Annotated in this window: 18 protein-coding genes; 4 read left to right on the forward strand and 14 right to left on the reverse strand. The window is 48.8% G+C overall.

From position 1 onward, the window contains the following. Positions 1-53: 53 nt before the first annotated feature. Genes K6T23_RS14850 through K6T23_RS14885 form a run of 8 tightly spaced genes read right to left on the reverse strand, consistent with a single transcriptional unit; the run spans position 54 to position 5,085 of the window. Positions 54-809, reverse strand: coding sequence for a class I SAM-dependent DNA methyltransferase (locus K6T23_RS14850; protein ID WP_238281556.1), 756 nt, complete (start codon positions 807-809; stop codon positions 54-56). Positions 810-812: 3 nt separating this feature from the next. After that, on the reverse strand, positions 813-1,157 hold the full coding sequence (gene rsfS, locus K6T23_RS14855; protein WP_048006159.1) for a ribosome silencing factor: 345 nt from the start codon (positions 1,155-1,157) through the stop codon (positions 813-815). 1 nt (position 1,158) lies between these two features. Beyond that, positions 1,159-1,725, reverse strand: coding sequence for a bis(5'-nucleosyl)-tetraphosphatase (symmetrical) YqeK (gene yqeK / locus K6T23_RS14860; RefSeq protein ID WP_238281557.1), 567 nt, complete (start codon positions 1,723-1,725; stop codon positions 1,159-1,161). Further along, complete coding sequence (locus tag K6T23_RS14865; protein ID WP_056535225.1) at positions 1,718-2,281, reverse strand: nicotinate-nucleotide adenylyltransferase; 564 nt, start codon at positions 2,279-2,281, stop codon at positions 1,718-1,720. Before K6T23_RS14865 ends, yqeK begins: the two co-directional genes overlap by 8 nt. A 13-nt stretch (positions 2,282-2,294) precedes the next feature. Then, entirely contained in the window at positions 2,295-2,588 is a 294-nt protein-coding gene (gene yhbY / locus K6T23_RS14870; RefSeq protein ID WP_056535224.1) for a ribosome assembly RNA-binding protein YhbY, read from the reverse strand. Next, complete coding sequence (gene aroE / locus K6T23_RS14875) at positions 2,575-3,423, reverse strand: shikimate dehydrogenase (RefSeq protein WP_238281559.1); 849 nt, start codon at positions 3,421-3,423, stop codon at positions 2,575-2,577. The genes yhbY and aroE overlap by 14 nt, the downstream gene beginning before the upstream one ends. A 10-nt stretch (positions 3,424-3,433) precedes the next feature. Continuing rightward, the gene (gene yqeH / locus K6T23_RS14880) at positions 3,434-4,534 is read right to left on the reverse strand and encodes a ribosome biogenesis GTPase YqeH (RefSeq protein ID WP_056535220.1); all 1,101 of its coding nucleotides are present in this window, start codon (positions 4,532-4,534) and stop codon (positions 3,434-3,436) included. Next, positions 4,531-5,085 (reverse strand): YqeG family HAD IIIA-type phosphatase, encoded by a 555-nt coding sequence (locus K6T23_RS14885; protein ID WP_048006164.1) that lies wholly within the window; start codon positions 5,083-5,085, stop codon positions 4,531-4,533. Before K6T23_RS14885 ends, yqeH begins: the two co-directional genes overlap by 4 nt. Before the next feature lie 332 nt (positions 5,086-5,417). Between K6T23_RS14885 and sda the strand changes: the two genes are divergently transcribed. Beyond that, positions 5,418-5,558, forward strand: coding sequence for a sporulation histidine kinase inhibitor Sda (gene sda / locus K6T23_RS14890; RefSeq protein WP_048006165.1), 141 nt, complete (start codon positions 5,418-5,420; stop codon positions 5,556-5,558). A 35-nt stretch (positions 5,559-5,593) separates the two neighbouring features. Here sda and K6T23_RS14895 read toward each other — a convergent pair whose 3' ends face one another. Continuing rightward, on the reverse strand, positions 5,594-6,376 hold the full coding sequence (locus tag K6T23_RS14895; protein ID WP_056538390.1) for a phosphatidylserine decarboxylase: 783 nt from the start codon (positions 6,374-6,376) through the stop codon (positions 5,594-5,596). Between the two features lie 178 nt (positions 6,377-6,554). On the opposite strand from K6T23_RS14895, the gene pssA reads away from it, so the two are divergent. After that, positions 6,555-7,094, forward strand: a complete 540-nt coding sequence (gene pssA, locus K6T23_RS14900) for a CDP-diacylglycerol--serine O-phosphatidyltransferase (RefSeq protein ID WP_056535218.1) — start codon at positions 6,555-6,557, stop codon at positions 7,092-7,094. 119 nt (positions 7,095-7,213) lie between these two features. On the opposite strand, the gene K6T23_RS14905 is transcribed toward pssA, so the two are convergent. Next, entirely contained in the window at positions 7,214-7,354 is a 141-nt protein-coding gene (locus K6T23_RS14905) for a hypothetical protein (RefSeq protein WP_164468449.1), read from the reverse strand. Between the two features lie 373 nt (positions 7,355-7,727). On the opposite strand from K6T23_RS14905, the gene K6T23_RS14910 reads away from it, so the two are divergent. Together K6T23_RS14910 and sigK are read left to right on the forward strand one after the other, a co-directional pair. Next, positions 7,728-8,012: a hypothetical protein gene (locus tag K6T23_RS14910; RefSeq protein ID WP_238281560.1), complete on the forward strand. Its 285-nt coding sequence runs from the start codon at positions 7,728-7,730 to the stop codon at positions 8,010-8,012. 120 nt (positions 8,013-8,132) lie between these two features. Beyond that, positions 8,133-8,846, forward strand: a complete 714-nt coding sequence (gene sigK, locus K6T23_RS14915; protein ID WP_048016280.1) for an RNA polymerase sporulation sigma factor SigK — start codon at positions 8,133-8,135, stop codon at positions 8,844-8,846. A 71-nt stretch (positions 8,847-8,917) separates the two neighbouring features. Here sigK and K6T23_RS14920 read toward each other — a convergent pair whose 3' ends face one another. The 4 genes from K6T23_RS14920 to K6T23_RS14935 form a co-directional block, all read right to left on the reverse strand. Beyond that, on the reverse strand, positions 8,918-10,057 hold the full coding sequence (locus K6T23_RS14920) for a toxic anion resistance protein (protein WP_238281562.1): 1,140 nt from the start codon (positions 10,055-10,057) through the stop codon (positions 8,918-8,920). Positions 10,058-10,068: 11 nt separating this feature from the next. Next, the gene (locus K6T23_RS14925) at positions 10,069-11,742 is read right to left on the reverse strand and encodes a vWA domain-containing protein (RefSeq protein WP_238281564.1); all 1,674 of its coding nucleotides are present in this window, start codon (positions 11,740-11,742) and stop codon (positions 10,069-10,071) included. 16 nt (positions 11,743-11,758) lie between these two features. Beyond that, positions 11,759-12,487 carry a hypothetical protein gene (locus tag K6T23_RS14930; RefSeq protein WP_238281566.1) on the reverse strand — a complete coding sequence of 243 codons (729 nt, stop codon included), beginning with the start codon at positions 12,485-12,487 and terminating at the stop codon, positions 11,759-11,761. Between the two features lie 173 nt (positions 12,488-12,660). Continuing rightward, a complete protein-coding gene (locus K6T23_RS14935; RefSeq protein WP_238281568.1) occupies positions 12,661-13,098 on the reverse strand; it encodes a DUF2269 domain-containing protein in 438 nt (145 codons plus the stop codon). Between the last annotated feature and the right edge of the window lie 285 nt (positions 13,099-13,383).

Raw genomic sequence — 13,383 nt, forward strand, 5'->3', positions numbered from 1 at the left:
GAAAATCCTGCTTTTTCCCTGAAAAATAAAAAAACCCGATGATGCGATGATCATCAGGCTTCCGTATTCTTCACGCATGTAAAGAAAATGCGTTCACTGTCTTCTGTTGGAGACTCATCACGGTAATCTGCCGTGATTTCCTTCACGATGAATCCTGCTTCCTCGAGCCAGGCTTGATAGCGCTCGACCGGATACGTCCTTTGTTTGTGAAGCTCTTCCACCCTCTCATAGAGACCGGTCGCTTCCTGACGCACAAAGAAGGTCAGTTCGTGCTCGACGCTATGGGGATATTCACCTTTGAAGCTTTCCCAGATATACGAAACCTCTTCGTCGGTCAAGGTGAAGCTTGATTCCATGAAGATCTCATCCATCTTGAAGAGGGAGTGGACATCAAACAAGAAGACACCATCCTGCTCTAGATGAGCATGGACGCTCTTGAACGTATCCTTCACACTTTCCTCGGTCTCCAGGTAGTTCAAGGAGTCACAAAAGATGGTCACGACATCATAGGAACCGAGCCCATCAAGGGCGGACATATCCTGATTGAAGAGCGGAAGGGCGACGCCCCTGCGTTCCGCCTTCTCCCTGGCGACCATGAGCATGTCTGAGGATAAATCCACACCGGTGACGTCATAACCGGATTCTATGAGTTTCAGTGAAATCTCGCCCGTCCCACAGGCGATGTCAAGGACCCTGTTGCCGCCATTACTATACCGTTCACCATGTGTCCGGAGGAAATCAACCCATCCATCATACGGAACATCTTCCATGAGGTGATCATATATGTAGGCAAATCCTTCATAGCTCATGGGTCAGCTTTGTTCTACTTCTACCAATGAAGCATCTCCCCACAGGCGCTCAAGGTTGTAGTAGCCCCTCTCATCTTTGTGGAACACGTGGGCAACGACATCCCCAAGGTCGACAAGGATCCAGCGGGCCTGGTCGAACCCTTCCAAACGGCGTACTGTGTGGCCGTTTTCTTCAGCTGTATCCTTCAGTTCCCGGGCAATGGCCTGTACCTGTTTATCAGAGTTCCCGTGGCAGATAAGGAAATAATCCGCAATGAGGGAAACACCCTTCATATCAAGGACCACGATATCTTCTGCTCGTTTATCATCTGCGGCTTTGTAAGCCAATTCTACTAATGTCTGTTCCATACTAACTCCTCCTATCGAAGATCAATCCGTTATAAAATCTGAATGTGTCCGGATGAATCGCCTGGTTCTTTTTCATTAAGAATGTCATGGTATTGCGCAGTGAAGCGATCAGCGCTTCGTCAAGGGATGTTTCTGCCATCGCCCTGACCTCCTCTACACCTGGAAACTGACGGTTCGGTTCAATGTAATCAGCAAGATAAACGACCTTATCAAGGACGGTCATCTTCCTCTTACCGGATGTATGATTCCGTATTGCCTCCAACACTTCGTCATCATCGATGCCTACTTCTTTTTCAACAAGATAAGCGCCGACGGGTGCATGCCATAGCTCCGCATTATAGTCCAGAAGATCGTCACCCAGGTGATGAGAAAGGATGATTTCTTTCATCTCATCTTTGTCCCTGAACTTGGCATAGTCGTGAAAGATGGCCGCAACCTCTGCCTTTTTCACATCGGCGTCGTATTTTGCAGCAAGGTGAATGGCGGTTTCCATCACACCGCATGTGTGAATGTACCGATGTTCCGTTAAATGTTCTTTCACGATCGAAAGGGCTTCTTCCCTATTCATACAGTTTCTCCCCCTTTATCAATCGATAGACGTCATCTGGAACAAGATAGCGGAATGACCGCTTGTCTTTCGCAAGGTTTCTGATCGTGGATGAAGAAATGTCGATGGCGGGAATATCCAATGACGTTATCTCATATGGACTGTCAGTAGAATATTGTGGACGGTTTACACCAATGAACGTGATGGTTGAGAGCAATTCATCGATTTCCTTCCAGTTGGGAAGGTATTCGACCATGTCCCCACCGATGATGAAGGAGAATTCATGGTGAGGATACTTTTCCCTCAGAAGCCTCATCGTTTCATACGTGTAGGAAGGGCCTTCCCTCTCCAGCTCGATCGACTCGACCCTGAAGTGGGGATGCCCCTTGATTGCTTCCTTGATCATGGTCACGCGCTGAATAGCCGTCACATTGCTCTCCATCACTTTATGGGGAGGGACCGCGTTCGGCATGAACCAGACTTCGTCCAACCCGGCTTGATCCCTTACCTGTTCGGCCACGATAAGATGACCCATATGGGGCGGATTGAATGTACCGCCCAAAATCCCGATCTTCATGTTCATCACGACCTTATCTTGGAAGGATTATCGCCTTGTTTTCTTTAGATTCCTTATAAAGGACGACCGTATGGCCGATGAGCTGTACAAGCTCTGCCCTCGCTCCTTTTGAAAGGGCCTTCGCAACGTCATGCTTGTCCATTTCACAGTTCTGCAGGATGCTTACTTTCAGCAGTTCCCTCGCTTCAAGAGCTTCTCCGATTTGGTTGATCATATTCTCATTCACTCCGCCCTTGCCGACCTGGAAGATCGGGTTCAAATGATGGGCTTGTGACCGTAGATATCTTTTCTGTTTACCTGTTAACATGTTGACCTCCTAGTTGCTTTAGAACAATTTTTTTCATAGTTTCTGTATCAGGGGTGACCCCCGTCCACTTCTCAAACGCCAGTGCCCCCTGGTGAACAAACATTTCGAGACCATTCTGCGTTTGAGCCCCAAGCTCCCGTGCCCGTTTCATGATGGCCGTTTCAAGGGGGTTATAGATGATGTCACTGAACAGGGATCCCTCCTTCACCGAATCGAAGGTGAGCGGGGAGTGATCGACATCGGGACTCATCCCGATTGAAGTCGTCTGGATGACGATGTCATACCTGTTGACCACATCCCCCGCGTCATCCATGGGGATGTAAGAAGACGAGATGGCAAACGGACAGGCTTCCATCATATCGGCTGCCCTTGCTTCGGTGCGATTGGCGATATCAATATGCTTGACGCCAATGGAGGCAAGGCTGTAGAAGATGGCCTTGGCGGCCCCCCCTGCCCCGAGCATCAAGACGGACTTGTCTGTCAAATTGCCCCTCAGTGCCTGCTGCAACCCCTGTACATATCCCGGTCCATCAGTATTGTACCCTGTCAGCACCCCATCATCGTTCACGATTGTGTTGACCGCACCGATGGCTTTCGCGAGGGGATCGATGCGATCAAGGAGCTCCATCACGGCGACTTTGTGGGGCACCGTGATGTTCATTCCGCGGATCCCAAGTGCTCTTATGCCTCCGATGGCCTGCGGAAGGGCATCAGGGGTGACGTGGAATTTCATATACGTGCCTTCGAGCCCGGAATCCTCCAGTGCTGCTTGATGCATGACCGGGGACATGGAATGGGCGATGGGGTCACCGATGACCCCGTATAAGTGATTCATGTTAATCCCCCTAGATCAATGATTTTCTCAGGAAGACGCTGACCCCTTTCGGTACATGGGCAGCGATGTAAGCTCCCGGTTCGTTCACCGTGATCCAACCAAGTCCGGAAAACACGATATCGGTCTTCCCTTCCTTGATCTTGAATTCATGCTTCACAAGCTCAGGGAACGTATCCATATCCTCGATGCGGGGTGGCTGAAGCAGCTCACCGGCATGATTCTTATAGAGCTCGTCTGCTTTTTCCACCTTCGTCCGGTGGATATTCAGCTCATTGGAGAAATAGCAGGTGAATGCCTGACGGTCTCCCTTCAGGAAATCGAAACGGGAAAGCCCGCCAAAGAATAGAGTTTGCTCCGGATTCAACTGGAACGTCCTCGGCTTGATTTCCTTCTTCGGTGTGATGATCTTCAAATCACCCTTGTTCACATAGTGGGCCATCTGGTGATGATTGATGATTCCCGGTGTATCAATCAGGTATTCGTCTTCCCCAAGTGGAATTTGGATCATATCCAGGGTTGTTCCCGGGAAATGCGATGTAGTGATGACGTCCTGTTCCCCTGAAACCTGCTTGATGATGCGGTTGATGAACGTGGACTTCCCTACGTTGGTACATCCGACCACATACACATCACGGCCTTCACGGTACTCTTCGATGGCCTGGATCGTTTCTTCGATTCCCTGGCCGCGCGAAGCACTCACCAATTTAACATCGACGGGCTTCAGTCCGAGCTGTTTCGCTTCATGCTTCATCCACTGGGTAAGCTTTGAATGCTTGACCGATTTAGGAAGAAGATCGGCTTTATTTCCCACAAGGAGAATCGGATTCGAACCGACAAAGCGGTGAAGCCCGGGAAGCCAGCTGCCGTTGAAATCAAAGATATCAACGACTTTGACGATCAACCCTTCTGAATCGCCTATTTCATTGAGGATTTTCAGGAAGTCGTCATCCGTAAGGGGAACGTCCTGCACCTCATTATAATGCTTCAGCTTGAAACAGCGCTGACAGATGACTTCATCCTTCTTCAAGGAAGATGGGGGTGCATACCCCAATCCTTCCTTGTCTTCCGTCTGAATCTCGACTCCGCAGCCTATACATACAACTTGACTCACTTTTTATCCTCCCAACCGATCATGCCTTTTCGTTTGAAGAAGTTCATGATCCTTCTCTCGACTTTGCGATTAAATTTCGTCATAAATCCGTCCGACTGTGCCACAGGAACGACCAGAATGGTATGAAAGCCGCTCCGGTTCCCCCCAAGCACGTCAGTGAGCAGCTGATCGCCGATCACGACCGTCTCCTCTTTCCTGACATCCATCTGCCTGATCGCCCGTTTGAATGCCCGTCCCATCGGCTTGCGCGCCTGGAAAATGAACGGGACACCGAGGGGATCGGCAAAAGACCCCACGCGCATCCTATTATTATTGGAAACGATCGTCACAAGGATCCCATGTTCCTGCATCTCCTTGAACCATTGGATCAGCTTCGGGGTGGCATTCGGGCGGTCCCACTCGACCAAAGTATTGTCAAGGTCCGTGATGATTGCCTTGATTCCTTTTTCTTTCAGATCCTCCGGCCGGATCGCAAATATATCCTGTACCTGTTCATCAGGCAAAAATTGTTTTAACAAAGCAAACACCTCATATTTATAGTCATTTGACATCTGGGTCTTCCGCACGCTTACTGTATAACAGATTAATGATAACCAATTTCCCCATGACTTTCAAAGTAAACCCGCATGTATTCATTGGAAAGGGAAAATATGTGAGGAAAATCAAATATTTTTCGACAAAATTCAACTTTGCTCTCGACTGTGGATAACGTTATACACATTATTCACTTACGAATCACCCAATATTTTACCAGTTGTATACAGGTTAACCACAAGATATCCACGGAGACATGTGGATAAAGGAACAGTTGTTCTGTCAATTTAAATTTGGTAAAGTTTAGTTACAGCAAGAGCACGGTAGTAAAAGTATGGGAGGTGGAATCATGAGGAAATTATCCGATGAATTGTTGATCGATTCCTATTACAAGGCAAGAGAATTAAATCTTAGCAAAGAATTCATTCGCCTCATCGAAATGGAAATTCACCGACGTTCCCTTACGAATAAAATCAAGGCTTCATCTTAATACGGATAAACGGGACGGATGCTCATCCGTCCCGTTTATTTTGACATGAAGCTCCCCAAATGTTCCCCTACCCTTACTTCCCGCGGGGTATTGTCTTCGTCGAAGGAGAAGCGCCCTTTTTCAAACAATAGGATCACCGTGGACCCAAAGCTGAAGTAAGCGACTTCCTCGCCCTGAATCCACTCGTTCCGATCCACGACGTAATCAACACTGTTAACGAACATGGCCCCAACTTTGACGACTGCCATCCTTCCTCCTGGATGACGCAGTTCCGTAATGGATCGATAATTCTTTGATAAGGTTTCCTTTCCGTACCGGAGACCGAGTTCGTTGACGGGATAAGAATGGTTCCCGAGCTCCCACCTGCCGATGACCTCTCCACTTGCCGGGCAGTGGATGCGATGGTAATTCGCAGGGCTCAGGTAAAATACGGCGAAGGATCCCCCCATGAACGGTGCTGCTTTCTCATCAGAACCCAACATATCCAGGATGGAGTACAGCTTGCCTTTCACCGTTACTTCCAGCTGATTCGAGATTACACCGGTTTCTGCCATGACACCGTCCACGGGACTGACCACAGAGGCCTCCCCTGCCTGGATCGTCCGTGCGCCCGGTTTCAGTCTGCGGATGAAGAATTCATGAAGACTCGGATAGAGTTCGATGGACTTCTCCATTTCTTCCGTATTGATCCCGTAGGTTTTGGCAAACGAAGGAATCAGCTTCCTGCTTACTTTTGATCGGACAAACCGACGGAGCAAAAAGGAGGACCACTTTTTGTTTGTCAGTTCGATGCACAACCGGTAAAGAGATTGCTTCAACAACTTCCAACTCCTTTATCATCAAAGGGATGGGCACAGCCCAAAAGTCCCAGACATTTGAAAAAAAGTACGATTTTTGAAAATCCCCTAACGTTCACAGTTTAATAAGTATATAATAAAACAATGTCATATACTATATCTTATATTATCTTTTTCTTTGAATAAGGAGTGAGGTTCATTGTTTCTCTCCGAAGCACTTGATCAAACCGTAAAAAAACTGAAAGCCCATGCAGCCAATTTCGTGACATTGCTCAACCTGTCCCTTGGTGGATTCGCCATCGTCTCTGTCCTGCATAATCAGCCTCATCAGGCCTTATTATTCATCTTCATCGCTGCTCTCACCGACCGTTTCGACGGGATGGTGGCCAGGAAGCTGAACGTAGAGTCAGATCTTGGTAAGCAGCTCGACTCCATGAGCGACATCGTTTCATTCGGGGTTGCACCAGCTGTACTCATGTACTACGCCGCGCTCCAGTCATTGGGCGTGGTCGGGGCATTCTTCATGATTTTCTATATCGGCTGCGGCGCCTACCGACTTGCCCGCTTCAATATCACCGATAATGCCGGTTACTTTACAGGGCTTCCCATCACGGCTGCAGGCTGCCTTGTGACCCTATCATATCTAGCCATTCCCCATGTACCGGTTGGGATCATCCTGACGACCATGATCCTAATGTCCCTTTTGATGGTCAGCCCGTTCACCATCAAAAAAGTATGATAACCATTATATGAACAAAAAAAGAATCCCCGGTTCATACGTGAACCGGGGATCCTTTTTTATACGTATCATACCATGGTACATCCCCGCCGAAGGAGCACCGCGGTAGCACCTATTGATCAGCAACAGCAGCTGGTATAGTACCACCAGCCTCCGAAAAGGAAAAGCAAGATCAACAGGATGACACCGAGGGCGAACAGATAGCCGCCTCCACCGTAGTAACCTGGATAGCCCGGTCCATAGCATGGATATCCGTACATGGGTTTCCCCCCTCCCGTTCTTCCTGTAGGTAGTATATGTAGGTTTGGGACCTACGGATATAGGCGTTTCACCAATTCCCCTGTCGTTTTCCTTTTCCTTAACCTTCTCAAAGAATTGCTTTTCACAAATCACATTGGGAAGCTTACATTCGTGGATGGTTATAAATAATTCCCATTGAAGACCATGCTTCTTTGTATAAGATGAACCTTTCACAATACTGATTTCCTTTTTTATCCTTACAGCGTATACTCTTGGTAAACTTGATTCCGGTATAAGGAGTGGAGATTGATAAGAAACCTATTTTTTTCTGCTTTAGGGTCTATGATTATTGCAGGGATCCTGCTCATTTTTCAACATGCTGACCATTACGTTTTGTACACTGTATCAACAGCCATCTGCGTGTCCATTGCAGTGAATGGCCTGGTGATCTGTTACCTTTCCCGTTCCTCCTTTAACAGATCCTCTATGTATTCAACCGTCGTCTTTAACGGGCTTTTCACCGGAATGATCGGATTAATCATCCTTCACTTTTACGATGCCCCATTTGTGCAGGATGCGGTGGACCTACTGACTCCTTATATCACGTTGTTCTTCCTTTCTTGCTTGCATGTCATCATCATGCTGGTCATGATCAAATTGAATCCAAAACTTGTGTAAAAACTCTTTCCACAGCTATTCATTAAATCCCTTTCCCCTTACTTCCAAAGGACATGCAAGAGACCCCGATCGCTAACATAGGTATGGGTTATAGGCAAAAGTCCTTTTGGAGGTGGAACCATGTCTGGAGTTCTGACAGCGCTCGGCTATTTCGTGAAAGAATTGTTCTTCCTTGTTTCCTACGTAAAGAATAACGCCTTTCCACAACCGCTATCGGCAGCAGAGGAACGGAAATACTTACGGCTCATGGCTGAAGGTGATGAGCACGCGAGAAATATGCTGATCGAGCATAATTTAAGGCTCGTGGCACATATCGTGAAGAAATTCGAAAACACCGGAGAAGACCCTGAAGACCTCATCTCCATCGGCACGATCGGGCTGATCAAGGCGATCGAGAGCTATTCCGAGGGTAAGGGAACGAAGCTTGCCACCTATGCTGCCCGTTGTATCGAGAATGAGATTCTTATGCATCTCAGGGCACTCAAGAAAACGAAAAAGGATATCTCCCTTCACGATCCGATTGGTCAGGATAAAGAAGGGAATGAGATCAGCCTCATCGATATCCTTAAATCGGAAGCCGATGATGTGATCGATACGATCCAGCTCAGCATGGAACTGGAGAAGGTCCGGAAATACATCTGCGTCCTGGATGACCGGGAAAAAGAGGTCATCGTCGGCCGTTTCGGCCTTGATTTAAAAGAGGAGAAAACCCAGCGGGAGATCGCCAAGGAATTGAACATCTCGAGGAGCTATGTGTCCCGGATCGAAAAACGGGCCTTGATGAAGATGTTCCATGAGTTTTACCGAGAGGAAAAAGAGAAACGGGGAAAATGATCATTCTATAAGAAAAAGCCCGCCGGGATCGTCTAAATGACGGTCTTGGCGGGCTTTTCACTGTCGTTGATTCAGAACTGGATTTTCGAACCCTTCTCCAGGCGCTGGATCTGCTCTTCCCCTGTTGCGGCGAGCTCCTTGAACTGGTTGATTGTTTCCCGCATCTGCGGAAGGGCCTCTCGCTTGTAGGTGGAGATCGAATCCATGGCTTCGATGACATCGCTGAAGGCGGTCTTGAGGGTGTCGACGGAGATATTTGCTTCCATCGCCTGCTTCTGGATGGCGGTCCCTTGGTCTTTCAGCATTTTCGAAGTCCCGGCTATGATCGTATTCGTCGTCGCGTTCAGTGCCTCGATCTTCTTGAGGACAATTTTTTGATTGTACAGGGCACTTGCGACGGTCACGCCGATCCTGAGGGCGGAGATGGTGACTGTTTTCGCCCGGTCGACGCCGCGGATGAGCTCCCGGTTGTTCCTCACAACCATTTCATAGGCGATGATTCCCTGCTGATTGACGACGAGCATCGTGTTCAGGTCCATGACCCGCTGTCGGAGGGGGAATAGGATCTCCTCTTCAATGAACCGTACCCGATCGGGATCTTCCCCCTTCTCACGTGCCACTTCCACCTGTGCGGCGATGGAGGCATCCATGAGGGAACCGAGTTCGATTTCCTTCTGAAGCACCTTGGTCAGATCCCTGAGGGCGTGTTGTTCAATTTCAAGGGTCGTATTATCATTTTTCAGGACGTTCCTGCCCTTTTCCAGTGATTCGACGATATCGGATATGACGGTGTCGGCTTTCTGATACTTGGCGAAGTAGGCCCGCATGGGATTGAACAGCTTCCCGAGGAGTCCCGTCTTGGCAAAATCGATCATGCTCGGGTCGAGGTCCTTGATTTCGATTTGAAGGTCGCTCAGCCCTTTGGCCACCTGTCCGCCTTCATCACCCGTCTTCGATAGATTTCCCACTGATACCTGCAGGAGGGCATTTTTGCTCGAAGACGATCGCAGGGTGTTCATCCCGAAAGAATCGATGGAAGCAAGGATTTCCTTTTTCTTCTCAAGGGAATTGAGATCGAGGTTCAGGACCGCCTGGACGTTCGCTTCCGCCGCTTCTTGAAGCTTCCTTACCTCCTCAGGCACGGGTTTGACCTCTTGTTCGATTACCTTTTTCACTTCTTCTTGTGTGGTCACACTCATGGAAAAGCTCATACAATCCCCTCCTATAATTGGACGTTGAACAGATTTCGGATCTTGTAGACGACGTCGTCGGTATCGGCATTGATGCTGGCGGCCTCATTGATGGATGAAATGGTTTCGAGCGCCTTGAGGTCCGCGTTATACCCGATTGTATACACCGGGATTTTGTATGCTTCGATCAGGGGGCGGACGGCTTTCAATGAATTCCCCTGATTCGTATCCCCGTCGCTCAACACGAAGATGAGGGGGCGTGTATCCGGATTCTTCCCGAGCTCATCCTGGAGCATCTTCATGGCCACCACGATTCCGTCATAGGTGGCCGTACCGCCATTGGCCTGCAGGCTTTCCACAGCCCCGACGAATTCGGATTGCTGATTCACATCGAATTTTTTGATCGGCATATTGATGGCCACATCATCCGAATAACTGACCAGACCGATTGAATTGTCTTTCCCAAGATACTTTTGTCCTTTGAGGAGAGACTCTTTCAGCTTATTAAGCGATTCCCCGTCCATGCTTCCCGATACGTCCGCTACGAAAACGGCGGCAATCGACTGGGTGCCATTCTTTTTTTCCTTCCAAATCTTCTGGGCGGAGGTTATGGTGCTTCCGTCTAGAGGCTTCATTTCGGACTGATACTCTTCCAAACCGTTGAAGCCATCCTTTTTGGCAAGCTCCTTGTAACGGTCCTGCTTGGCGAATTGAGCGAACTCTTCAAGCACTTTGACCTTTTCTGCAGAGAGCTCCCCAAGGGCATATAACGGGTTATCGTGTCTGACACCGAACGGCACGAATTCATAGGAATCTTTGAGATCGGAAGCGTTCGTATAAGTCTGATATTCAAGTACGAATCCATCCAGCATCCCTGACTTGGCTGCTTCCCTCATTTGCAGGGTCGTAGAGGCTGTGAAAGGGACATTGGCCTGGAATGATTCAAATCCCTTCACGGCATCGTCACTCAGGACGTTTTTGTTGTCGAAAGTATTGAGGCCGGTGATAAGGAAGTTCAATCCCGTGGAGCTTGCGAACGGATCGGTATACCCCATGGCGAATTCATCCTCGGTCATGGCTTCCAATATGGTCTTCGCATTCACGGACCCGTACTTCTCGATGAGCTGATCATGTTTTTTCTTTGAGATCACGATGCCTGGCACATTCCCGACAAGGCGCTTTTCGATCAGGTGGGACTCCACTCCGGAGGCTTTGACCATTTCCCCCCACAGTTCATTGGAAGGAGCGAAGGCGTCAGGAACGCTTTTCCCTGATGTGATGTACTCTGTCGCCGTCCCGGATGCGATACTGCGGATGGTGACCTGACCCGATGCGCCCGAGGCATTGAAGTCTTCCGCTACTTTATTCAGCCATCCTTCCTTCCCCTTCCCGGATTTTTCTGTAGAGGAAAAGATTTCGACCGTTGTATTCCCCGTTCCCTCTACGGTAAGAGGGAATTTCGAGATATCCGGAAGCTCGGAAGCTGCATCCGCCGGGTCGAGATCGATTTGACCTTTGATCGGCTTTTCTTTCGTCACGTCAATCTTACCGTATAGTTCATCCAGCTGTTTATCTGCACTTTCTGCCGTGATCTGCTTATCGGTTTTCCCGAGGTTGGAGGTGAGTTTGATCCCGAAGAAGACACCACCGAAGACCAACAGGACGATTAGACCGGAAACGAGCAGGAATTTTCCTTTTTTCATCATGCGTTTCCCCTTTTCTTTATGTTTTATAGAGCTTTGTCTGATTGATGAGGGAATGGATTTCCTTCATGCAGGCCATGTTGTCGATATCTTCGATGGTGACAGTATTGAGACGGGTGATTTCAAGCAGCAGCTTATCGAGATCGAGAATGATTTCTTCATTGATCTCGATTGCCTGTTTGATGAAGAACAGATACTCCCTGTACAGGGATGTCTTCTCGGCTAGGAGGGTTTGACTGAGGCGCGGATCCTTGGACCGGACGGATTTGTATTCCCGCTCATCGAAGGCACCCGCTTTGTTCAAGAGATTCCTTACGTTCTGGAAAAAGAGCTGTTCCACCTCAAGGACCGTGTGGCTGAATTTACGGTGACTCATTTCACCTTGCTGGAACCGGTCATTGATCGCCTGCTGAAGGGAGGCTTTTTTCTGTTCCAGGCGGTCCACCTGCTCGATGGCATAGTGAAGATCTTCACGAAGCGACTTTTTCCCGAAGAATCTGGAGAGGGCTTCCTTGTAGTCTTCATCTGAGGCAAGAGATAGGATCTGGAGCGGTTCTTCTTCCTTGAAACGAAGCGCATACACTCCGTAAAGGACACCTATGGCGCTGGCCGTGAGGATCGATGCACCGAGCGCTGCTTCAAGGGCACCCCCAGTCAGGGCCAAGCCGATAAAGCCGGGGGAAAATATCACGATGTTTGCCATCGTCACTCCAAGAATGAGGGCGCCGAGCTGAATCATTTTCTTCATCTTTCTCCCCTCCTTCGGTTAACTTTTCGGAAAAATGAAAAAATAGTCCCTACTTACTATACTACTATTGGAAAATCCTTTCAATCACTTCATGCAAAGTCCCTTTACGAGATGACAACAGATAGGACTTATCAGGAAGGATCTCCCTTATCAGTCTTACGTATGGTGGAGGCTTATGGTTTCAAAATCATGAGCAGGATGATTGCGATATTGATGGCCTGTGTGAACCACACTTTCGGAAGGAACAGGGCCATGCGCTTCCGGTATTCCTCCATAAAATATGGGCCGCTTTCCTGATTGAGCATTTCCCACAATGATAGGGCGGCCTTCCTTGACAGGACAGCAGACGAAAAGCGCATGATGAAGAAGAGGATCAGGGAAGCGATGATCCAAGGCTCGAACGGATAGCCGAGGATCACCATGCCGATACCGCTACCCAACAGGATGAAATCACTGCATTTCGCTAGTGTCCCCATTCCCCCAAGGAGCCCGAGGACCGTCCTTGCTCCTTCTTCTGAACGAGGGAATTGTAGCAGAAAGGGGAATAAGAACGTCTGTCCGAAACCGATGAGAGCTGTGGATACATGGATGATCACAACGATTGAATACATACCTGCCCCCTTCCCACTTATGAATATAGACCTACTATATGCGGAGCTCTCTGTCCTTTTCACCACTTAAAAAAGGCGGCCCTTTCCAAAGGTGGCCGCTTACCATGTTTCATCTTTCATTTGTGGACTCTGCCACTTTTCCTCCATAAAAAAAGAGGGCATCCGCCCCCTTACTCTGCACCGACTTCTGCCGTGATGATCAACCCGATCGCCACGGTCACCACCAGACCCATAATCATGGAAAACATGACGCAAAACTCCTTCCATTGCTACGTCCTTACGGTC

This window comes from Rossellomorea marisflavi (assembly GCF_022170785.1).
In the GTDB taxonomy this organism is placed as follows: Bacteria; Bacillota; Bacilli; order Bacillales; family Bacillaceae_B; genus Rossellomorea; species Rossellomorea marisflavi_B.